The sequence below is a fragment of the Enterococcus sp. DIV1094 genome (assembly GCF_017316305.2).
GTDB classification, from domain to species: Bacteria; Bacillota; Bacilli; order Lactobacillales; family Enterococcaceae; genus Enterococcus_B; species Enterococcus_B mangumiae.
Genome location: NZ_CP147250.1, coordinates 830001 through 851596, shown reverse-complemented (window position 1 = coordinate 851596; position 21596 = coordinate 830001). Strand labels below are relative to the sequence as shown.

Annotated in this window: 15 protein-coding genes and 2 rRNA genes (1 of these 17 only partly in view); 12 read left to right on the top strand and 5 right to left on the bottom strand. The window is 41.1% G+C overall.

All coding sequences use genetic code 11. The annotated features are described in order from the left end of the window. Positions 1 to 136: 136 nt before the first annotated feature. Genes DOK79_RS04130 through DOK79_RS04115 form a run of 4 tightly spaced genes read right to left on the bottom strand, consistent with a single transcriptional unit; the run spans position 137 to position 5198 of the window. Complete coding sequence (locus DOK79_RS04130) at positions 137 to 823, bottom strand: rhamnogalacturonan acetylesterase (RefSeq protein ID WP_206853842.1); 687 nt, start codon at positions 821 to 823, stop codon at positions 137 to 139. A gap of 2 nt (positions 824 to 825) precedes the next feature. After that, positions 826 to 2229, bottom strand: coding sequence for a glucuronate isomerase (gene uxaC / locus DOK79_RS04125; RefSeq protein WP_206853840.1), 1404 nt, complete (start codon positions 2227 to 2229; stop codon positions 826 to 828). Between the two features lie 45 nt (positions 2230 to 2274). Then, on the bottom strand, positions 2275 to 3780 hold the full coding sequence (locus DOK79_RS04120; RefSeq protein WP_206853829.1) for a UxaA family hydrolase: 1506 nt from the start codon (positions 3778 to 3780) through the stop codon (positions 2275 to 2277). Between the two features lie 5 nt (positions 3781 to 3785). After that, positions 3786 to 5198, bottom strand: a complete 1413-nt coding sequence (locus DOK79_RS04115) for a tagaturonate reductase (protein ID WP_206853827.1) — start codon at positions 5196 to 5198, stop codon at positions 3786 to 3788. Positions 5199 to 5568: 370 nt separating this feature from the next. Here DOK79_RS04115 and DOK79_RS04110 point away from each other — a divergent pair, with 370 nt between their 5' ends. Then, entirely contained in the window at positions 5569 to 7758 is a 2190-nt protein-coding gene (locus tag DOK79_RS04110; protein ID WP_206853824.1) for a helix-turn-helix domain-containing protein, read from the top strand. Between the two features lie 135 nt (positions 7759 to 7893). Here DOK79_RS04110 and DOK79_RS04105 read toward each other — a convergent pair whose 3' ends face one another. Continuing rightward, a complete protein-coding gene (locus tag DOK79_RS04105; protein ID WP_206853821.1) occupies positions 7894 to 8766 on the bottom strand; it encodes a carbohydrate ABC transporter permease in 873 nt (290 codons plus the stop codon). 284 nt (positions 8767 to 9050) lie between these two features. Here DOK79_RS04105 and DOK79_RS04100 point away from each other — a divergent pair, with 284 nt between their 5' ends. The 11 genes from DOK79_RS04100 to DOK79_RS04050 all read left to right on the top strand — a co-directional run. Then, positions 9051 to 10022, top strand: a complete 972-nt coding sequence (locus DOK79_RS04100) for an ABC transporter permease (RefSeq protein WP_206853819.1) — start codon at positions 9051 to 9053, stop codon at positions 10020 to 10022. 15 nt (positions 10023 to 10037) lie between these two features. Further along, positions 10038 to 10679, top strand: coding sequence for a YesL family protein (locus DOK79_RS04095; RefSeq protein ID WP_206853816.1), 642 nt, complete (start codon positions 10038 to 10040; stop codon positions 10677 to 10679). Beyond that, positions 10676 to 12181, top strand: a complete 1506-nt coding sequence (locus DOK79_RS04090) for an extracellular solute-binding protein (protein ID WP_206853813.1) — start codon at positions 10676 to 10678, stop codon at positions 12179 to 12181. Before DOK79_RS04095 ends, DOK79_RS04090 begins: the two co-directional genes overlap by 4 nt. A 126-nt stretch (positions 12182 to 12307) precedes the next feature. Next, entirely contained in the window at positions 12308 to 13378 is a 1071-nt protein-coding gene (locus DOK79_RS04085) for a glycoside hydrolase family 88/105 protein (RefSeq protein WP_242543215.1), read from the top strand. Then, on the top strand, positions 13375 to 14697 hold the full coding sequence (locus DOK79_RS04080; RefSeq protein WP_206853808.1) for a glycosyl hydrolase family 28 protein: 1323 nt from the start codon (positions 13375 to 13377) through the stop codon (positions 14695 to 14697). The genes DOK79_RS04085 and DOK79_RS04080 overlap by 4 nt, the downstream gene beginning before the upstream one ends. A 1-nt stretch (position 14698) precedes the next feature. After that, on the top strand, positions 14699 to 15580 hold the full coding sequence (locus DOK79_RS04075; RefSeq protein ID WP_206853806.1) for an alpha/beta hydrolase family protein: 882 nt from the start codon (positions 14699 to 14701) through the stop codon (positions 15578 to 15580). Continuing rightward, the gene (locus tag DOK79_RS04070) at positions 15581 to 16489 is read left to right on the top strand and encodes a pectinesterase family protein (protein WP_206853804.1); all 909 of its coding nucleotides are present in this window, start codon (positions 15581 to 15583) and stop codon (positions 16487 to 16489) included. Then, positions 16486 to 16911, top strand: a complete 426-nt coding sequence (locus DOK79_RS04065) for a DUF4064 domain-containing protein (protein WP_206853802.1) — start codon at positions 16486 to 16488, stop codon at positions 16909 to 16911. The genes DOK79_RS04070 and DOK79_RS04065 overlap by 4 nt, the downstream gene beginning before the upstream one ends. Further along, positions 16898 to 18466 carry a glycoside hydrolase family 43 protein gene (locus tag DOK79_RS04060; RefSeq protein ID WP_206853801.1) on the top strand — a complete coding sequence of 523 codons (1569 nt, stop codon included), beginning with the start codon at positions 16898 to 16900 and terminating at the stop codon, positions 18464 to 18466. The genes DOK79_RS04065 and DOK79_RS04060 overlap by 14 nt, the downstream gene beginning before the upstream one ends. A gap of 595 nt (positions 18467 to 19061) precedes the next feature. Continuing rightward, a 16S ribosomal RNA gene (locus DOK79_RS04055) occupies positions 19062 to 20621 on the top strand. Positions 20622 to 20853: 232 nt separating this feature from the next. After that, positions 20854 to 21596, top strand: a 23S ribosomal RNA gene (locus tag DOK79_RS04050); it runs 2172 nt beyond the window's last position. Together the 16S and 23S rRNA genes form the textbook arrangement of a ribosomal RNA operon.

Below are 21596 nucleotides of genomic sequence, written 5' to 3'. Positions count from 1 at the left end.
GAATGAGTTTTACATTTTGGATAAAACAAACCGCCGTATCTAAATCGAAAGATACGGCGGTTTGTTTCTGTGGTATTCTCTTGTCATCTTAAAACCAAATAAACCATAGGAAATAAAGAACTTCTGACTATCTATTTCATTTATGGGGGACATCTAGATACTGCACTAATGGAAGATCAGTTTCTTTTAGTAGTTCAACAACAAGTTGAGCCACTAAAGCAGCACCTTCTGGACTGAAATGCGTGTTGTCGCAAAGACCAGAGGGATAATTTTCATGCTTACCGGGTGATAAATGCAAGTAAAATGATTTTGCTTCTTCTTGCGTATACTGCTGAAGCGTAGTTTGTGAACGAGTAAAAACATCCAGGATCGGATAATTATTTTTTTGTGCGAATTGTTTCATTGCTTGTGGGTATTCGCCTAAGCAGTTCGGATCTAATTGTCCGTTTTTTAAGTAAAGGCGTCTTGTGACAGGGGTCAAGAAGATCGGCTGTACATGTGAAGCTAAGGCTGTCTGGGCATAAGTAGAAAGGGCATCTAGGTAACTACCAAATGGTTCTGTTCCTTTTGCTTCAGTGATTTTTTGGTCGTTGTGGCCAAACTGGATCAGCAAAAAATCCCCCGCTTGGAATTCTTTTTTTAAACGAGTTAATCGTCCTTCTTCAATGAATGATTTTGAACTACGCCCATTTTTTGCATGATTGTTTATCTGAATCGCTGGTTGGAAGAAGTTACCAAAGGCTTCTCCCCAACCGGTTTCCGGTCGAGCACTCATGTCTTTGATCGAAGCAGTGGAATCTCCTGCAATATGGATCGTTCGCATCGTCACGCTTCCTTCTCAAAAAAACCGAAATAGTGTTGTGCATTTGTATAACAAATATCTTCTACCAAGGTTCCTAAAAGATTGACGTCTTCGGGTGCTTCGCCTCGTTCAACGATTTCACCGATCAATTCACAGAGGACCCTGCGGAAATATTCATGACGTGTATAAGAAAGAAAGCTCCGAGAATCCGTCAACATACCGACGAAATTGCCTAAAACACCGCCATCAGCAAGTTGTGTCATCTGCTCACGCATGCCTGCTCGGGTGTCGTTATACCACCAACCAGAACCGAGTTGAAGTTTGCCAGCCGTTTCCTTTTGAAAGCTACCCATCAACGCAAGAAGTAAGGGATAGTCATTTGGATTGAGCGAGTAAAGAATCGTTTTAGGTAATTGATCGGTTTTATCGGCGTGATCGAGTAGTCGCTGCAAGTGACTGGATAGTGGTTGGTCGTTGATCCCATCATAACCAGTATCTGGACCTAAACGTGTGAAGGCTTGGGTATTACAGTTACGATACGCATGCAGATGCAACTGCATGGTCCAACCACGTGCATGATACAGAGCAATCAGCCGATTGAGTGTTTCGCTTCGGTAAGCATCAATTTCCGTTTGTGTCAGTGTTTCATTTAATAATGCTTTCTGGAAAATCTGTTCAAGTTCTTTTTCAGAAGCGGGGTGATAGGACAGGTGATCTAAGCCATGATCTGATAGTCGACAGCCATGCTGATGAAAATAGTCGATCCGTTGACTTAATGCGCGGATCAAAGAACTGTAATCAGCGATTGGTTGTCCAACTACGCGAGCTAAGTTTGCGACCCACTCAGAAAATGTATCGCGAGTGAGATTCAGGGCAGCATCGGGGCGAAACGCTGGTAATACTTTGAGATCAGGCTCTTCTTTTGCCAGTAATTGATGATAGACCAATTCATCGATCGGATCATCTGTTGTACAAATGACGGTCACGTTCGCATTCTTTGCAATCTCTCTTCGACGAAATGCTGGTTCAGTTAAGCGTTTATTTGCCTGTTCCCAGATTTTAAGGGCATTTTCTTCGTTGATCAGTAGATCGATTTGGAAGAAACGTTTCAGTTCAAGGTGTGTCCAAGTATATAAAGGATTGCCGATGATTTTTGGCACTGTTTGGCACCAGGCATAGAATTTTTCGTAATCGGAGGCGTGACCAGTGATTTTTTCTTCAGGAACGCCGCACGCTCGCATCAAGCGCCATTTGTAATGATCGCCACTCAACCAGGCTTCGGTCAAATTGGTAAAAGCTTTGTTTTCGTAAATTTCTTTTGGCGACAGATGACAGTGGTAGTCGATGATCGGCATTTTTTTTGCATATGAATGGTATAGTTTTTTTGCCCATTGATTGGTTAATAAAAAATCATCAGATAAAAACATTCGATTCACTTCTTTCAAATTCAGAATAGTTAAGGATTGGAAAAATCAGAGTGTGACACCATTTTTAAAAATCGCTAGCTCACGCACATCATTGGCTTCATTTTTTGTTTCTTCGCCGCTGGCAACACGGATGATTTTATCAATAAACAAAGGCAAGATCTCTGACATTGGTTGGGTCAATAAATCGCCAGCATCGAAGTCCATCCAATGTTGTTTTCGCTCGAACAAAGGCGTATTGGTAGAGACTTTCAGTGTGGGAACGTAAGAACCGAACGGGGTACCTCTGCCTGTAGTAAATAAGACAAGTTGACAATCAGCAGAAGCTAATGCAGAAGCGGCGACAAGATCGTTGCCTGGTGCCTCCAGTAAACTTAGTCCAGTTTTGCGTACTTTTTCACCGTAGGCTAACACATCGACTACCGTTGAATTTCCTGCCTTTTGGGTACAGCCGAGCGACTTATCTTCTAAGGTCGAGATGCCGCCTGCTTTATTTCCAGGAGAAGGATTTTCATAGACTGGTTCATTATAAGAGAGAAAATATTGCTTGAAATCATTGATCAAACGAACGATCGATCCAAAAACTTCTTGATTTTCAGCGCGTGCCATCAGTACTTGTTCGGCACCAAACATTTCAGGAACTTCCGTCAAAATCGTGCTGCCACCTTGTGAAATCAAATAGTCAGAAAAAGCACCTAACAACGGATTGGCAGTAATCCCTGATAACCCATCCGAACCTCCGCATTTCAAACCGATCGTGAGTTTATCCAAAGGAACAGGAACACGGTAATCTCTACGTGCGATTTCTGCTAATTCTTCAAGTAAAGATACGCCGTGTGCGATTTCATCCGTGACATCTTGGGCGGTTAGGAATTTTACTCGCTGTTCGTTATATTTGTTTAAACTAGCCTTTAATTCTTGTATCGTATTATTCTCACAACCCAATCCAAATACAAGCACACCTCCAGCATTCGGATGATTTATCGCATCAGCTAAAATCTTTTTCGTATTCTCATGGTCCTTACCGAGTTGGGAACAACCATAAGGATGTTTTAAAATCGTGAGATGATCGAAAGGATTGTCCTCGGCATGACGTTTTTTAAATTCTTGGATGATCAATTCAGCGATTCCATTCACACAGCCAACGGTTGGAACGATAAATAGATCATTGCGAATCCCGGCTTTTCCATTCTCACGAAGATAGCCTTGAAAGGTTCGATTTTCTTGTGGATAGACGATTGGGCGAGATTTAGGTTGGTAGTGGTAACTTTCCTCACCAGAAAGATTCGTTTTGATATTGTGCGTATGTATCCATTGACCTGCTTTGACATCCGTCACGAGGTGGCCGATTGGATAGCCATACTTGATAACATCAGACCCAGCCTTCAAATCGGTCAAAGCGATCTTGTGGCCTAAGGGAATTTCTTCAAAGGTAGTTAGGTGAACATCATTGAAATAAAGTGTTGTATTCGTTGGAATCGTGGTAGTAGCCACGACCACGCTATCCTGTGGATGCAATTGGATGATTCTAGTGGAGAAATCTACATCAGTCATTTTTTTCATCCTTTCAATTCTTGTAAAACATTACGAATGCCTTTTTGATCAATCTGAGTTACATAAGATGAAACTGCCTCTGTTAAATTAGGGAGCACGGATAGATCTTCACCCCAAAGACTTGGATTTTTTAATAGATGAAGAACAGCAGTCTGTGGGTCAGCCCAAGCTTCAGTAAAACGAGAGAGTACTTCTGGCTCATCGTTTACTTGGATGTTTGTATGATCGGAACGATAAAGTAACATCAAAGCAGCCAATGAGACAGTTAAATAAGGAGGGAGATCTTCTTTTTTCTCGATGTATTTTTTTAGAATAGGCAGTAAGCGTGTTTGGAATTTGGCAACGCTATTCAAAGCAATCGACTGTAATTGATGATTGGCAAACGGATTTAAGAAACGCTCATTGATTTGTCTAGCGTATGCCAATAATTCTTCTTCAGGTAATTGCAGCATTGGGATCAATTCGTGAGTCACTAATGTGTCGATAGAAGAAGATAAAAGAGGATCTTTCATCACTTCTTCAACCGTTGTGACACCCGCCAGTAGTCCGAGTGGAACCATTGCAGTATGAGGACCGTTGAGAAGATGGACTTTCCGCTCACGATAAGGCGTCAAATCATCAGTCAAGACAACATTCAATCCTGCTTTTTTCAATGGTAAGCGCTCATTCAATTCTTCTGGTGCTTCAATCACCCATAGCATAAACGGTTCAGCTTTGACTAACAGCTGATCGTCATAACCCAATCGTTGGTGCAGTTCATTGATGTCATCTTTTGGAAATCCAGGAACGATCCGATCCACTAAGCTGCAATAAAAATGATTTTCTTGATGTAACCAATCGACAAATCCCGTTTCAAGTTCCCAACTTTGCGCATACTGTAAGACAAATTTTTTTAAAAGCTCCGCATTGCGATCGATCAATTCGCAGGGGATGATCGTTAATCCCTTTTTATTCATTTTGAATCGATGATACAAGAAGGCGGTCAATTTTGCGGGAAAGCTTGTTGGAGGCGTATCGATGTGTGCATCGGCATCGTGATAAGTAATGCCAGCTTCTGTCGTATTAGAAAAAACAAAGGCTAATTCATCGATTTCTGCTAATGCGAGGAATTCTTGCCACTGTTCATAGGGATTGATCGTCCGCTCAATAACCGTGATCGGTTCGGTTGTGTCAATGACTTGCCCATCCACTAATCCTTGGAGTAAAACTGTATAAAGCTGGTCTTGCTCGGCTAGTTTTTCGCTTAATCCGTGAGCCAGTGGTTGGACGATTGCAACATTTCCCTGATAGAGTCCTTGATTATTTAGCTGTTGAAGCTGCCAATCCACGAATCCTCTCATGAAATTTCCTTCACCAAATTGTAGACAAGTGATTGCAGCTTGATTTTTAGGGAACTGTTTTTTCGTTAATCTTTCCATCGAGTGATTTCCTTTCTGTGAGACAAAATTTTATAATGAAAATCTCAAAATTAAATAAGATTTTTCATATTTTTGTTATTTTATATCAGTTATAATCCTCTTTTGCGCTGCTTAGATGTTTTTTATTTATAACTCATGCTATTTCTGTTTTTTACTATCTAGACAAATACTTGTCAGCGCATTCATCGTAATATGAATATAAATCCAAGTCAATATGGCTTGATTTTATTAGGTTTCATCCTATTTAAAAAACTTATGTTTTTAAATAGTAGTATGTTAATCTGAAAGAGTAAAGATACTCATTGCTTTAGAAGATAATCAATTTTACACAAAATGTAAGCCTTTTAATTTAGAGAGGAGAGAAAGTTTCGTGAAGAATAAAATGTTGTTTTATCAAATGTTTTTACCGATTTTTATTATCGGTGTGGTACTAGTCATTGGCTTTAGCTTGTTTATCTATACCAACACGTATGAATCGATTGAAGAGAACTATTTACTAGATAAACAAAATCTATTAAAACAAATCAAAACCAATGTAGAATGGAAGTTTCGAACGATCGAGTACTCTTTTGCCACGTATGGCTCCACGAAAAACTTCTCCGAAATATTTCAATCTCCCTTGAATCATACCGACTACGCCATTTATTCCGAAGTACGAAAAGAACTTAATTTTATTGAAACGATCGCTATGGAGGAGAATGCGTTTAAGTTAGTCAGCCTAAAAGGCGGATGGGGTGTCGTGAATGGCTCATTGAACCAACTTGAACCTCAAAAAGTAACTGAATTAAAAGAACAGTATGTGGATCATGAGAAACAAGTTTTTTGGACAAAGCAAACTGAAGGGATCGAAATGGTCGTTGCATTGCCTAAAGCTGTCACTGAGAAGTATGCGTTAGGATTTGCTTCAATCGATCATCAGGCGCTACAGCGGATCATTGAACGAAACAATGACGATCGTTTAACGATTTATTACGGCGAAGAAATTCTTTTTACTGATACTGAATCATCAGGAGAAGGGCGGATAACGACTAAAAATATGGAAGCGAATATACCTGTAGTGATCCAAAGAAACGGCCGAAATTTTATCTTGCTCCAATCTGATTACAATCAATGGCAGTATCAATTAGAGATCGATCCTGCAACTATCAGAACGACTGTCCAAAATCTGCAAATCGGATTAGCGACTGTATCCTTTACTTTGATTATTTTAGTCGGGGGCTTATCCTATATCTTTTCTGAAAGGTATGTCCGCCCGATCAGTCAGATTCAAGACCGGCTGAATCTCCATTCGGAAGGGTTATCAGGGAAAAAACTAGAGAATGTCGTTCAGTCCGTGAGTCAAGTGATCGGTGAAAATGAACTATTAAGCGCGAACTTGATTACTCAGAAACCTCAATTAGAAACATTATTTGTCTTGAGTCTTTTTAGAAACCGCGTAGAAAAGCGGGAATTGGATCAACGGTTACAGCAGTTCAACTACGACTCGCAAAACGAATGTTACTATACAGCACTCGTTCAAATTGATTTTTTAGAAGATAGCCATGGGGGAGAACGAGATCTATTGCTGTTGGCAATCAACCAAATGATTGCTGAGATCGTTCCTAAAGAAGAACGAATGATTCCTATTGTACTGAATGAAGAAATGCAAGCAACGATTTATCGGAGTCCCAAGGATGAAGCATTTGCAAACAAAAAAGTAATGGCTCATTGTCGTCAGATTCAAAAAATGATCCAAGAGTATCTTAAATTGACTGTCAGTATTGGGATCAGTGATTGTTTTACTACGTTGAATGAAAGCAAACAGTCCGTTGATCAAGCAAAAGAAGCCTTGTATCATCGAGTAAATACTGGACCAAATTCAATCGTGTTCTACCATGAAATCATCTCAGAACAGCAAGAAAAAACATTGATCAAATACCCGATGGAAAAACAAAATCGTTTATTTGAAGCAATCCGTTCAGGAGACGAACAAGTCAGTCAGCTTCTTCATGAATTGATCAGTGAGATTTTCACTCAAAACAAGAATAAGCTGAATCGAGAAGTTGTCGCCATTCGGTTAGTCAATGAATTTGTTCAGTTAGGGCAACTACTGGGGGTGAATATTACCCAGTTTGAAGAGTTGAAACAAATCTATATCAAGGTGTTACACACCTATCATCCTCAAGAACTTGAGCAAGTGCTGCTGTCTCAATTTGTTCAACCAATCACACAACGGTCGCAAGAAATCACGGAACAGGAGTTTAAATCATTATCAGAAAAAATGATCCACATCATCTATAACGAATATGATCGTGATCTGTCACTGGACATGGTAGCAGATCGCTTGCACTATAATCCCAACTATCTGAGTAATGTATTCAAAAAAGAAACCGGCGAGAACTTTGGCGATTTTATTCAAAACTATCGCTTAGAAATCGCGAAGAAATGGCTGACGGAAACAACTCTATCCGTGAAAGAAATTGCAGAAAGACTCAAATACCGCAACTCACAAAACTTTATTCGTTTTTTCAAAAAGAAAGAAGCCATCACACCTGGTGAATACCGCAAGAAAAACCGTTAAGGCTAAACTATTTTGAATCGGAATATCGCTCTTAAACAATTGTGAAAAACAGCACGATCTATGAGAAAATATTTTCTTAGATCGTGCTGGGTAAATGAATAATTATTTTTATGCGTATCTTTAGTTATGAAAGGATCAACCTTTGACAGAGCCGACCAATGCTCCTTTCACAAAGTATTTTTGAACAAATGGATAAGCGATCAACATCGGTACCGTAGCAATGACGATGACAGCCATTTTGATCGTTTGTGCAGGTGGGATGATATCGACCGCACTACTTTCAGCTTGCATCCCGCTCGATACGATCACGATTTGACGTAATAAGATTTGGATCGGCCATTTAGAGGAATCATTGATATATAAAATAGCTGTCATGTAGGTATTCCAATAGGTAACCGCATAAAAAAGTGAAATCGTCGCAATCGAAGGTAAAGCAAGAGGCAACATGATTTTAAAAAAGACCCCAAAATCCGTACAGCCATCCATTTTGGCAGATTCTTCTAAACTATTAGGTAAAGCTTGAAAAAAGTTCCGCATGATGATCATATTCATGGCGTTGACAGTCACAGGTAAAATCATCGACCAATAAGAATTGATCAACCCTAAGGAACGGACGACTAAGAATGTTGGAATCATTCCCCCGCTGAAGAGCATAGAAAAGACAACCATAAAATTGAAAAAACCTCGTCCAAAAAGATATTTACGTGATAACCCATAGGCCATCAGTGAGGTGACGCACATGCTGACGATCGTTCCAAGACCAGTAACACCAATGGAAACAGCCAAGGCACGAAAAATCGTTGGTGTAGATAAGATGTAGCGATAGGCATCTAAAGAAAACGTCGTAGGGAAAAGAATGAATTTTTTTGCGACGACTTCTTGAGTAGAGGCAAATGAGGTGGCGATGATATTCAAAAACGGTACGATACAGATCAAAGCTAATAATAGTAGGAAAATAGAATTAAAAATCGTAAAGCTTTTTTCTCCAAGCGAAACTTTTTTTTTCATTTAGAGAGAACCCTCCTTCAAAACATAAGTATTTTGTACCTCCAATCTATCATCTGCCTGAAATTACGTACATAATCATTTTTTAGGGAGTATCGATCGGGCGGTTTACAAAAGATGTAAAAGCCATTTCATTAAAAATCGGACAAATGATGCCAGTAAGCGTTGAAATAAGTGATGCTAAGCAATTGCCTATGTCAGTGAAAATGATTATATACGGAATCGCTTTCATTCATTTATGCTGTGGATAGCGATTAAAGTCACACAACGTTTATCAAGGAGGGCTTATGGAAAGTGTAAAAAAAGAGTTAGGTTCATTTACTCTATCAAAAAAGGAAGAACGAACAAAAAGAAGAAAAAAGACGCTTGCTGGAATCAAAACGAATAAATTTTTGTACTTGATGATTCTCCCGGGAATCCTTTATTTCATTGTTTTCAGATATCTACCTATGGGAGGTTTAGTGATTGCCTTTCAAGATTATCAACCTTATCTGGGGATTCTTGGCAGTCCGTGGGTTGGCTTCAAACACTTCATTCGTTTATTTACTGAGCCAACATTTTTTATGCTATTGAGAAATACATTGATTTTGTTTGGTCTGAATATTTTTGTCTTCTTCCCGATGCCGATCATTCTTTCGCTTTTACTGAATGAAGTAACGAACAAGCGATTCAAGAATAGTATCCAAACGATCATTTATATTCCACATTTTATGTCTTGGGTCATCATCGTATCGATCACCTATGTCTTTTTAAATGTGGATGGCGGAGTCATCAATGAATTTTTAGCAAGTATCGGGCTAGACAAAATCAGTTTTTTGACTTCTCCTGATTGGACACGAACAGTCTATATCGGACAGGTGATTTGGAAAGAACTAGGTTGGTCGACGATCATTTATCTTTCTGCGATCACCGCAGTAGATACGCAACTATATGAAGCAGCTGAAATGGATGGGGCAGGACGTTTACGTAAAACATGGCATGTGACATTGCCGGCGATCCGTCCAGTGATCATCACTTTACTGATTTTGAAGATTGGACAAACACTTGATTTAGGATTTGAACATATGTATTTACTCCTCAATTCATTGAACCGTAGTGTAGCAGAAATTTTTGATACGTATATCTATACTGCTGGATTGAAAAACGGACAATTGAGTTTCAGTACCTCAATGGGCTTATTCAAAGGAGTAGTAGGCTTGTTTATGGTCGTGCTTGCGAACAAGCTTGCAAAAAAACTAGGTGAAGATGGTGTGTACTAGAAAAGGAGTAAGAGCATGTTGCAAAAGTTAGAAAGCACAAATAAAAAATTGATCAGACTACTGCAACTCGTTTATTTGAATTTTCTGTGGGGATTATTAGTCGTTTTGGGACTCGGACTATTCACTTTTGGTCCTGCTTCTTATGCAATGGTCGCAGTCATCCGCAAGTGGTTACGCTCATCAGAAGATTTTCCGCTGACACGTACTTACTTTGATTATTTTAAAGAGAATTATAAAGAAACGTTGTTGATCAGTTGGTTATATCTTGCAGTTGCCTTCGTTTTGTACGTGGATCTTGCGTACATCCAAAACTGGTATTTACGGGTAGTGATTTTGGTCATCAGCTTTTTTTACTTACTGTCTGCGCTCTATATTTTTCCAATTATGGCCCATTATCAGTGGCAAGGTATGTTTTATAAAATCAAAATGGCTTTCTTATTCGGTTTTTCTCAGTTACATTATTCACTCGTTTTACTATTGATCATTATTGGCAGCTACGCGGCAATCATTCGCCTAGTACCTGGCATGTTGACGTTCATGGGGAGTAGCTTCTTCTTTTTTGCCATCACTTGGACAGCGGTGCAACTATTTGATCGCCTAAAAAAGAAGGAAGTAACAATAGATAAAAATACATTCAGTGAAGGAGAACAATTATGAAGAAAAAAACGTTAGTAACAGCAGGGATCGGTTTGCTCAGCATACTTGCCTTGTCAGCTTGTGGCAATGACTCTAGTGATACATCCGCAGATACAGAGGATGGGAGAACGCGGATCACGTGGTTGAATATTTTACATACAGCTTCGCCACCGAATGATACGATCGTTAATAAAATCGAAGAGAAGACCAATACAGAATTGACGTTCAACTGGATCCCTGATGCGTCAAAAGAAGAACGGTTGACCACTGCATTAGCTTCAAATGAACTAGGTGATATCGTGACCTTACAAATTGCCATGCTAAAGAATTCCTCTGTGCGAAATGCCTTGAAATCTGGAGTATTCTGGGATGTTTCTGAGTATTTAGCTGACTATAAAAATTTAAGTCAAATATCAGAAGATCGAATCGAAGCGGCGAGTATCGATGGGGCGTTGTACGGTGTACCTATGCAAAAAGACTATGCTCGTGCAGGTTTAGTTATCCGTAAAGATTGGCTAGATAATCTAGGTTTGGAAGTGCCAGATACATTGGATGAGCTTTATGAAGTAGCGAAGCAATTCACAGAAAATGATCCAGACGGTAATGGTGTCGATGATACGGTTGGTTTTGGTGATCGTGCCCCAAGTGATATCCGTTATACGAGTTTCAAATTATTTACTTCGTATTACGGTGCCCCAAATGGCTGGAAAGTAGAGAGTAATGGGCAATTCACTCCAGAATTTGATACGGATGAATATATGAAAGCGATGAATTTCTCTAGAGATTTATTTGAGAACGGTTACTTAGCGCAAGACTTTGCTGTGACCCAAAAGACAGACCAACAGGAACAATTTGCTCAAGGGAAAACGGGGATCTATACCGGGATGATCGATATCAAAAACTTAAAAAATATGGGGAAAGATATTCAACCAGATATGGAACTTGTCCCAGTAAATAAAATCTCAGATGGCGAAGATGGCGATTATCATGTCTGGTCAGAAGGAAATGGCGTAGGTGGATTGTTGGCGTTCCCTAAATCCTCAGTCAAAGACGAAGCGCAATTGAAGAAGTTGCTTCAGTTTGTGGATGAATTATTAGAAGAAGATATGTATAAGTTGATGACAGGTGGTATCGAAGGAACGCATTACCAATTACAAGATGATGGCGCAATCGAATATATCGACATGGACCTTTGGCAACAAGAAGTACAACCATTGTCTAGTTCAAGACCAAGTGAAGTCACATTTTCGTTTAAAGATGCGGATCCAGAAAAAGAATTATCGAATCAATTAGTCAAAGAAAATGAACAGTTTGTCGTGTTAGATCCAACAGTTCCATTAGATTCAGAGAAAAATAATGAAGTTGGTTCCGAAATTGAAAAAATCATGATCGATGCGACGGTTCAATATATTATGGGACAAATAGATGAAGATGGCTTTGAACAAGCAATCAGCAACTGGCGTGCCCAAGGTGGCGATCAAATCGCTAAAGAATATGAAGAGGCATATAAAGCTGCACAGTAATAGTAGATGTATCAAAAAATGAAAGAAAAAGGGCTATCATCGTTCGAATCATAGTCCTTTCTTTCTTAAAAAGCATTGATCGGAGGAAGAAGATTGAATTGGTCAGAGAAATTAGCAGAGAGTATCATGGCGCGTACACCCTATTTGTATCAGGATAAAGGATATGATCGGAAATGGTCTTATGATTATGGCGTAGTTTTGAAAGGATTTCAGTTATTATGGCTGAAAACAAAGAAGAAGAAGTATTTAGACTTCATTCAAACAAACATCGACTACTTTGTACAAGACGATGGCACGATCAAAGGCTACGACTGGGAAGAGTTTAATATTGATCATATCAATACTGGAAAACTGTTCTTTATACTTTATAAAGAAACGGGAGATGTGAAATATCGGAAAGCAGCAGAAACTTGCGCCAAACAATTAGTGAGCCATCCAAGAACCTCTGAAGGGGTGTTTTGGCATAAGGCAATCTATCCTTGGCAAATATGGTTAGATGGATTGTACATGGGGGCGCCTTTTTATGCAGAATTTATCCAAACGTTTCCATCGAAAAAAGACTATCAAGATGTGTTACGTCAATTTGAGGTCAGTTATCAGCATTTGTTCGATACAAAGACTAATTTATTGTTCCATGCGTGGGATGAAAAGATGGAGCAGCCTTGGGCGGATGCAGAAACGGGGTTATCCCATCATTTTTGGAGTCGTTCGATTGGTTGGTACTTGATGGCGGCTGTCGATACTTACGAGTTGCTGCATGAAGAAGTAGATTCTCGCTTATTGGTGCAAATTTTGACAACTACATTAGAAGCATTACTCCCTTATCAATCAGAAACGGGGACATGGTATCAAGTAACAACCGAAACGACTCGTAAAGGGAATTATTTAGAAGCTTCAGGTAGTAGTATGTTCGTTTATGCGATGGCAAAAGGGATTCGCTTAGGAATATTGGAAAAAGAAGCGTGGCTTCCTCAGTTGCAGAAATCTCATCAAGGATTATTCGATGAATTTGTTTTAGAAACAAAAGAAGGTTGGTTGAATTTAAATAAAAATTGCCAAGTGGCAGGACTAGGTGGTGCGGATCAACGAGATGGTTCCTATGCCTACTATATCAGCGAGCCAATCGTCTGTAATGATCAGAAAGGTGTCGGCGCCTTTTTACAAGCTTTAGTTGAAGTGGAAGGTGTATCGGAGTGATCAATATTTTAAGCTTAGGTGCATCCGTCGATATCCTCAATACGACAGTGATCCAACAAGCGATCGATCAAGTCGCTGAAATAGGGGGCGGGAGAGTAACCGTTCCAAGTGGGCAGTTCTTAACGGGGCCATTGTGTCTGAAAAGTAATGTAGAGCTATATCTTTCTCCTGGTGCAGTGCTAAAATTTTCGGACGACCCGACACATTATCCAGAGATTTTGTCTAGCTGGGAAGGTGTCCCAAAAAAGGTATACGCTTCATGTATCTATGCGCAACAAGCAGAAAATATTGCCATCACTGGATTTGGGAAATTAGATGGTAACGGACAGAAATGGTGGCACATTTTTCGAGACGGCCATGAATCACTTGAGTATCCTCGACCAAAATTGATTGGTTTTGATCATTGCCGGCGAGTAACGATCCGTGACGTCCAGTTGATCGATTCTCCGAGTTGGACCATCCATCCGAATCATTGCCAAGATGTCACTGTCGATCATGTAGCCATCTGTAACCCTGCTGATTCGCCGAACACAGACGGGATCGATCCGGAATCTTGTAATAATGTGCATATCAGTAATTGTCATATCGATGTTGGTGATGACTGCATTGCCATCAAAGCGGGTACAGAAGATGCTGTTGATCAGGTGCCATGTCAAAATATCACGATCACCAATTGTACGATGGTCCACGGTCATGGTGGCGTAGTTTTAGGAAGTGAAATGAGCGGAGGGATTCGGAATGTAACGATTTCGAACTGTGTATTCCAAGAAACGGATCGTGGAATTCGATTAAAGACACGTCGAGGTCGAGGTGGGATCATCGAAGATATTCGAGTAACAAATGTGATCATGGATCAAGTGCTTTGTCCTTTTGTTATCAATCTTTATTATTTTTGTGGACCTCGTGGAAAAGATCCATACGTCTGGGACAAAGAAGTATATCCAATCGATGAGCGGACACCACAAGTTCGGCGCGTTCATTTTTCAGCGGTCACTGCTCGAAATGTCCATGCTTCGGCTGGTTTTATTTATGGGTTAGCAGAACAAGCAGTTCAAGATATTTCTTTCGACCATATCGACATCTCAATGGCAAAAGATGCAAAAGCAGGAGTGCCTGCCATGATGACAGGCTTAGAACCGATGCGCCAACAAGGATTTTATGTGCGGTTTGGTAAACATATTTCTTTCCATCAGATAACGATCGAGCATCATAAGGGGCCGGCATTTATGATTGAAGACTCTGAAGACATTCCAATCAAACGTATGCGGGCGACAGAGTTGGATAAGAAAAATGTATCTATTATAGAAGGAACGCAATGAAATGCCGTTGATCGATTATTTAGGAAGAGACGCTCGTTCCTCCGAGCCAAGTGGTAATTGTTTATCGCAAAGAGTTACCAATGATCAGGTGATTGAGTACTATCAACTAACATTAAATGATCTTGAACCTGTGCCAGCTATTTATGTGTATCCGACAAAAAAGGAAGAACCTTTACCTGTTGTGATCTATCTGCATTCACATGGCGGTGATTTTTCGCTTGGAAAAAGTGAATTACTAAAAGGTGCGTCCTATTTTGTGGAACCTTCGTTTGCGCAGGCTTTGACAAGTATGGGGTATGGTGTGTGGACGATCGATGCTTGGGGATTTGAAGAACGCGGAGGCGTTGCTGAAAGTGAACTTTTTAAGCGGTTCTTATTAACAGGACGAACGCTTTGGGGGATGCGGCTCTTTGATGTGCTTAGTTTGATCGATTACTTGGAAACACGGGAAGATATTGACGCACAACGTATTGCAACGATCGGTTTATCAATGGGCGGATTATTGAGTTGGTGGGCAAGTGCATTAGATGAGCGTGTGAAAGTATGTATTGACTTAGCCGGTCAAGTGGAAGTCGAATCTTTATTGAAACACCAGATGTTAGACTGCCACGGGTACTATTATTATGTTCCTGATTTATTGACGGAATATACGACTTTAGCGATCCAGCAGAAAATAGCACCTCGTAAACGATTAACTATAGTAGGAAAAAACGATCGCATGTGTTTAGCAGAAGGTGTCACTCGCTTGAATAAACACTTGGCGCTGTATTATCAAAAACTTGGAGTACCGACGAATTTTCAAGGATACGCTTTGAATGGTGGTCATTTTGAAACACATGAGATGCGAAGTAAATGGCAAGCATTTTTAAAGGAGCAGCTATAAATGAAAACGGAAATCGTGATCGATCCAGTCCCAGGAAAAGCAGATTACCAGAGCATCCAAGCGGGGATCGATTATTTGGGCTCATTGCCGAACAGCACAAAAAAGACCCTGATCATTCGAGAAGGTCTCTATCGTGAATATATCGAATGCCGATTGTCTAATTTTCAAATGCTTGGGCAAGGAGAAGTACAAATCATTGGTTATCGGTCTGCAAAACAAAAACTTTCATCTGGTGAAGAAAGAGAAACATTTCGGACAGCAACAGTATTTCTTGAAGGAGAAAATGTTCATATCGAAAATCTACAGATCATCAATCAAGCCGGCGCAGGAGATCAGGTGGGGCAAGCAGTCGCACTGTTCAATTACGCGCATCACGTGCGGTTGGTGAATTGTCGCTTATCTGGGCAACAAGACACGCTATGTACGGGGCCGTTGCCTCCGACACAAAAAGATGGTCGCCTCTTTCTTACACCAGTAACGAAGGAACGCAAGTATTGCCGACAATATTATGAAAGATGTTGGATCGAAGGAACGATTGATTTTATTTTTGGTGGAGCAGATGCGGTATTTGACCATTGTATTATCAATAGTTTGCCTTGTTCTTCTAATGGCTATATCACAGCCGCTTCAACGACAAAGGAACAAGAACAAGGGTTTTATTTTTATGCCTGTGCCATTGTCGCAGATGTTGACGTATCTGCTGTCTATTTAGGACGTCCATGGCGTTCTTATGCACAGGTTACATTTGAAAAGTGTGAGATAGGCGCACACGTCCATCAACATGGCTGGCATGATTGGGATGAAGAGAAAAATAGACATACCGCTCGTTTTTATGAAAGAAATAATAGGTATCAAGGGTGGGTCTGCCGAGACGCATGGCTGACTATCGAAAAGGGAGAGAATAGATGACAAAAAAATGGGAAATTAGTTTTGGCTTGATCGGTGGTTCTACCGCTTTGTTGTTTTTTGGTGGAATCGCTGTGACGATCAATCAAATGTCACTTTCGAATTTTCGGGAAACATATCATGCTCTTGCTCTAGAAACCTTTGGTAGTGCAGAGGAAACGTTTGAGCTATTACGTAAGATGACAGGTTTGTTTAGTGTAAGTCTCTTCCTCTCGTTGGTTGGATTATGTCTGGCTCTTTATATTTCGTTAAAGGGAAAAGCAAGTCTCGTGGCGGCAAGTATTTATTTAGTGTCAGGAATCCTTCTATTGATTGGTACGCAATTAATTGCTTTCCCATTTGTCTTTTTCTATCTATTAGCAGCAGGTTCAAGTATGTATCGTCAAAAAAAAGAGCAGAGGTGGGAAGCTGATGTTTCAAAGTAAAGTAGTCAATCCAATCATTCGAGGATTCAATCCTGATCCGAATATTTTGAAAGTAGGTGAACATTATTATGTGATCGTTTCTTCTTTTGAATGGTTACCAGGTATTCGTGTCTATGAGTCGACGGATCTAATCAATTGGGAACATAAAACAGATATTTTAACGGATCAAGTATCATTAAAAGGGAATCCAATCAACGGAAGTATTTGGGCGCCGCAAATCAGTTACTCAGATGGACGATTTTATCTTGTTTATACAGATGTTAAAAGCGTAGCACGTCCCTTTAAAGATGCGCACAATTATATGATGAGCGCAACGAACATCGAGGGGCCTTGGGAAAATCCAATTTATTTAAATAGTAGCGGCTTTGATCCATCGCTTTTTCATGATCCACGCACAGGTAAAAAATGGCTATTGAATGAAAGATGGGACTTTCGACTAGCTACACCAAATAAATCGGCAGGGATCATCATCCAAGAATATGATCCAAAGCAAAAACAAATGATTGGACCAGTTCATATGATTTTTCCAGGTACGGAACTCGCAAAAACGGAAGCTCCGCATCTTTACTATATCAACGACTACTATTACTTATTGACAGCTGAGGGAGGAACTGGAGGTGGTCATGCTGTAACTGTTTGTCGCAGTCGTGATTTATTAGGCCCATATGAGGTCGATCCCCAAAATCCTATGTTGACAGCTAGTGGCTATCCAACATCAACCTTACAATGTGCGGGACATGCAAGTTTAGTCCAGACAGAGTTCAGCAGCTGGTATATGGTCCATCTTTGCACTCGACCAATCGAAGGATCTGCTATTTTAGGTAGAGAAACAGCGATCCAAGAAGTGTATTGGACTGAAGACGGATGGTTACGGATAAAAGAGGGTGGCAATCAACCAAAAGAAATAGTAGTTATTCCAACAAAAGAAAAAGTGATCCAAAAAATCATTCCGCGATTTTTCGACGATTTTAAAGGGGCGATGAATAAAAGATGGAATGCTCGACGTTGCATGCCAGATAGAACTTGGTGCGATTTGACTAGCCGAGATGGCTATCTAAGGATGATTGCAGGTGAATCACCACAGTCGACATTTGATCAACATTTATTAGCGATCCGACAAACCGCTTTTTCATTTGTTGCCCAAACACAGTTAGAATATCAGCCTAGTCACTTCAACCAGATGGCAGGATTACTTCTTTTTCTAAATGAAGAAAATTATTATTACTGTTGTGTGACGTGGGATGAAGAGGTAGGTAAATGTCTTCGTGTACTCAGTGCAGTGGAAGGTCATGTCACGATTAGCGCTGACACTTATCCGCTAACAGAAAAAGAAACAATACTTAAAGTAGTTGTTGAAGGAACGAGTGGACAATTTTATGTGAAAGGTTCGCAATCATGGGAAAAGGTTGGTGCAAGGATCGATGTGCAGACCCTATCAGGTGGCTTTACGGGAAACTTTGTTGGCATAGGTGTTCATGATCTGGCACTAAAGGGCGGAAGCTATGCTGATTTTTCTTATTTCGATTATCAGGAAAACGAAATAAAAGAAAGGTGAGTAATAAAAAAAGATTAGGTGGTGTGAAAGTGAAATTTTACCTTGACCAATCTTTTTTTTAATGATAGTATAGTCAACGTTGCTAAAACATGAAAACAATCATGAAATTTGTTTAAAAGTTTTATTGACAATCATATTTTAGTATGATAATATAACGAAGTTGGTTAATTGGTGACTATTTATAGATGTTGATTTCGTAAAGAAAAAAACAAAAAAAGTTGTTGACAAATAACAAACAACGAGTTATGATAAGTGAGTTGCTAAAACGACCTCGTGAAAAACGAGTTCGAAAAACTTTTAAAAATTAGTTGACAATCATTCGGGAATTTGCTAAGATATAAAAGTTGCTACGGCAATCGCAAATGATGAATTGAAGCAGTTGTGTTTCATTTATCAGGTAGACCTTTGAAAACTGAACAAAGTAAGACAAACCAAATGTGTAGGGCGTCTTGATTCAATTCAAGACAACAAACATTTTTAACAAGCAAGCAATATGCTAGCAAACAAATTGAGCTTAACAAATGAACTATTATGATGTTCGAAAGTAAATTTCGAACTACAGTTCCACATCAGCTATCGCTGTGAGGAACTAGCATATTATGAGAGTTTGATCCTGGCTCAGGACGAACGCTGGCGGCGTGCCTAATACATGCAAGTCGAACGCTTCTTTTTCCACCGGAGCTTGCTCCACCGGAAAAAGAGGAGTGGCGAACGGGTGAGTAACACGTGGGTAACCTGCCCATCAGAAGGGGATAACACTTGGAAACAGGTGCTAATACCGTATAACAATCGAAACCGCATGGTTTCGGTTTGAAAGGCGCTTTACGGTGCCGCTGATGGATGGACCCGCGGTGCATTAGCTAGTTGGTGAGGTAACGGCTCACCAAGGCCACGATGCATAGCCGACCTGAGAGGGTGATCGGCCACATTGGGACTGAGACACGGCCCAAACTCCTACGGGAGGCAGCAGTAGGGAATCTTCGGCAATGGACGAAAGTCTGACCGAGCAACGCCGCGTGAGTGAAGAAGGTTTTCGGATCGTAAAACTCTGTTGTTAGAGAAGAACAAGGGTGAGAGTAACTGTTCACCCCTTGACGGTATCTAACCAGAAAGCCACGGCTAACTACGTGCCAGCAGCCGCGGTAATACGTAGGTGGCAAGCGTTGTCCGGATTTATTGGGCGTAAAGCGAGCGCAGGCGGTTTCTTAAGTCTGATGTGAAAGCCCCCGGCTCAACCGGGGAGGGTCATTGGAAACTGGGAGACTTGAGTGCAGAAGAGGAGAGTGGAATTCCATGTGTAGCGGTGAAATGCGTAGATATATGGAGGAACACCAGTGGCGAAGGCGGCTCTCTGGTCTGTAACTGACGCTGAGGCTCGAAAGCGTGGGGAGCAAACAGGATTAGATACCCTGGTAGTCCACGCCGTAAACGATGAGTGCTAAGTGTTGGAGGGTTTCCGCCCTTCAGTGCTGCAGCTAACGCATTAAGCACTCCGCCTGGGGAGTACGACCGCAAGGTTGAAACTCAAAGGAATTGACGGGGGCCCGCACAAGCGGTGGAGCATGTGGTTTAATTCGAAGCAACGCGAAGAACCTTACCAGGTCTTGACATCCTTTGACCACTCTAGAGATAGAGCTTCCCCTTCGGGGGCAAAGTGACAGGTGGTGCATGGTTGTCGTCAGCTCGTGTCGTGAGATGTTGGGTTAAGTCCCGCAACGAGCGCAACCCTTATTGTTAGTTGCCATCATTTAGTTGGGCACTCTAGCAAGACTGCCGGTGACAAACCGGAGGAAGGTGGGGATGACGTCAAATCATCATGCCCCTTATGACCTGGGCTACACACGTGCTACAATGGGAAGTACAACGAGTCGCGAAGTCGCGAGGCTAAGCTAATCTCTTAAAGCTTCTCTCAGTTCGGATTGTAGGCTGCAACTCGCCTACATGAAGCCGGAATCGCTAGTAATCGCGGATCAGCACGCCGCGGTGAATACGTTCCCGGGCCTTGTACACACCGCCCGTCACACCACGAGAGTTTGTAACACCCGAAGTCGGTGAGGTAACCTTTTGGAGCCAGCCGCCTAAGGTGGGATAGATGATTGGGGTGAAGTCGTAACAAGGTAGCCGTATCGGAAGGTGCGGCTGGATCACCTCCTTTCTAAGGAATATTACGGAGACTACACACGTTTGTCGATACTTTGTTCAGTTTTGAGAGGTCTACTCTCAAAATTTTTGTTCATTGAAAACTGGATATTGAAGTAAAAAATGTAAGTAATACAAACCGAGAACACCGCGTTGAATGAGTTTTTTAATAAGTTCAATTGCTTATTTTTCTTGATCGGACTTCTATCGCTAGAAGAAAGATCAAAACTCAACCGTAAGGTTGATAAGGTTAAGTGAATAAGGGCGCACGGTGGATGCCTTGGCACTAGGAGCCGATGAAGGACGGGACTAACACCGATATGCTTTGGGGAGCTGTACGTAAGCTATGATCCAGAGATTTCCGAATGGGGGAACCCAGCATCTTTTATAGGATGTTACGTATACGTGAATACATAGCGTATACGAGGTAGACGCAGAGAACTGAAACATCTAAGTACCTGCAGGAAGAGAAAGAAAATTCGATTCCCTGAGTAGCGGCGAGCGAAACGGGAAAAGCCCAAACCAATGAGCTTGCTCATTGGGGTTGTAGGACTCCGATCTGGTAGTTCTTTCAGATAGTCGAATGACTTGGAAAAGTCAGTCAAAGAGGGTGAAAGCCCCGTAGACGAAATTTGAAAGGCACCTAGGAGGATCCTGAGTACGGCGGAACACGAGGAATTCCGTCGGAATCCGGGAGGACCATCTCCCAAGGCTAAATACTCCCTAGTGACCGATAGTGAACCAGTACCGTGAGGGAAAGGTGAAAAGCACCCCGGAAGGGGAGTGAAATAGAACCTGAAACCGTGTGCCTACAACAAGTCAAAGCCCGTTAATGGGTGATGGCGTGCCTTTTGTAGAATGAACCGGCGAGTTACGATTGCATGCGAGGTTAAGTTGAAGAGACGGAGCCGCAGCGAAAGCGAGTCTGAATAGGGCGTTTGAGTATGTAGTCGTAGACCCGAAACCATGTGATCTACCCATGTCCAGGTTG

Excerpts from the sequence above, each read along its gene's own strand:
- DOK79_RS04070 (WP_206853804.1), top strand. The coding sequence starts at position 15,581 with ATGAAAACGGAAATCGTGATCGATCCAGTCCCAGGAAAAGCAGATTAC.
- DOK79_RS04085 (WP_242543215.1), top strand. The coding sequence starts at position 12,308 with ATGGCGCGTACACCCTATTTGTATCAGGATAAAGGATATGATCGGAAA.
- DOK79_RS04060 (WP_206853801.1), top strand. The coding sequence starts at position 16,898 with ATGTTTCAAAGTAAAGTAGTCAATCCAATCATTCGAGGATTCAATCCT.
- DOK79_RS04095 (WP_206853816.1), top strand. The coding sequence starts at position 10,038 with ATGTTGCAAAAGTTAGAAAGCACAAATAAAAAATTGATCAGACTACTG.
- DOK79_RS04100 (WP_206853819.1), top strand. The coding sequence starts at position 9,051 with ATGGAAAGTGTAAAAAAAGAGTTAGGTTCATTTACTCTATCAAAAAAG.
- uxaC (WP_206853840.1), bottom strand. The coding sequence starts at position 2,229 with ATGTTTTTATCTGATGATTTTTTATTAACCAATCAATGGGCAAAAAAA.
- DOK79_RS04115 (WP_206853827.1), bottom strand. The coding sequence starts at position 5,198 with ATGGAAAGATTAACGAAAAAACAGTTCCCTAAAAATCAAGCTGCAATC.
- DOK79_RS04065 (WP_206853802.1), top strand. The coding sequence starts at position 16,486 with ATGACAAAAAAATGGGAAATTAGTTTTGGCTTGATCGGTGGTTCTACC.
- DOK79_RS04120 (WP_206853829.1), bottom strand. The coding sequence starts at position 3,780 with ATGACTGATGTAGATTTCTCCACTAGAATCATCCAATTGCATCCACAG.
- DOK79_RS04105 (WP_206853821.1), bottom strand. The coding sequence starts at position 8,766 with ATGAAAAAAAAAGTTTCGCTTGGAGAAAAAAGCTTTACGATTTTTAAT.
- DOK79_RS04130 (WP_206853842.1), bottom strand. The coding sequence starts at position 823 with ATGCGAACGATCCATATTGCAGGAGATTCCACTGCTTCGATCAAAGAC.
- DOK79_RS04075 (WP_206853806.1), top strand. The coding sequence starts at position 14,699 with ATGCCGTTGATCGATTATTTAGGAAGAGACGCTCGTTCCTCCGAGCCA.
- DOK79_RS04090 (WP_206853813.1), top strand. The coding sequence starts at position 10,676 with ATGAAGAAAAAAACGTTAGTAACAGCAGGGATCGGTTTGCTCAGCATA.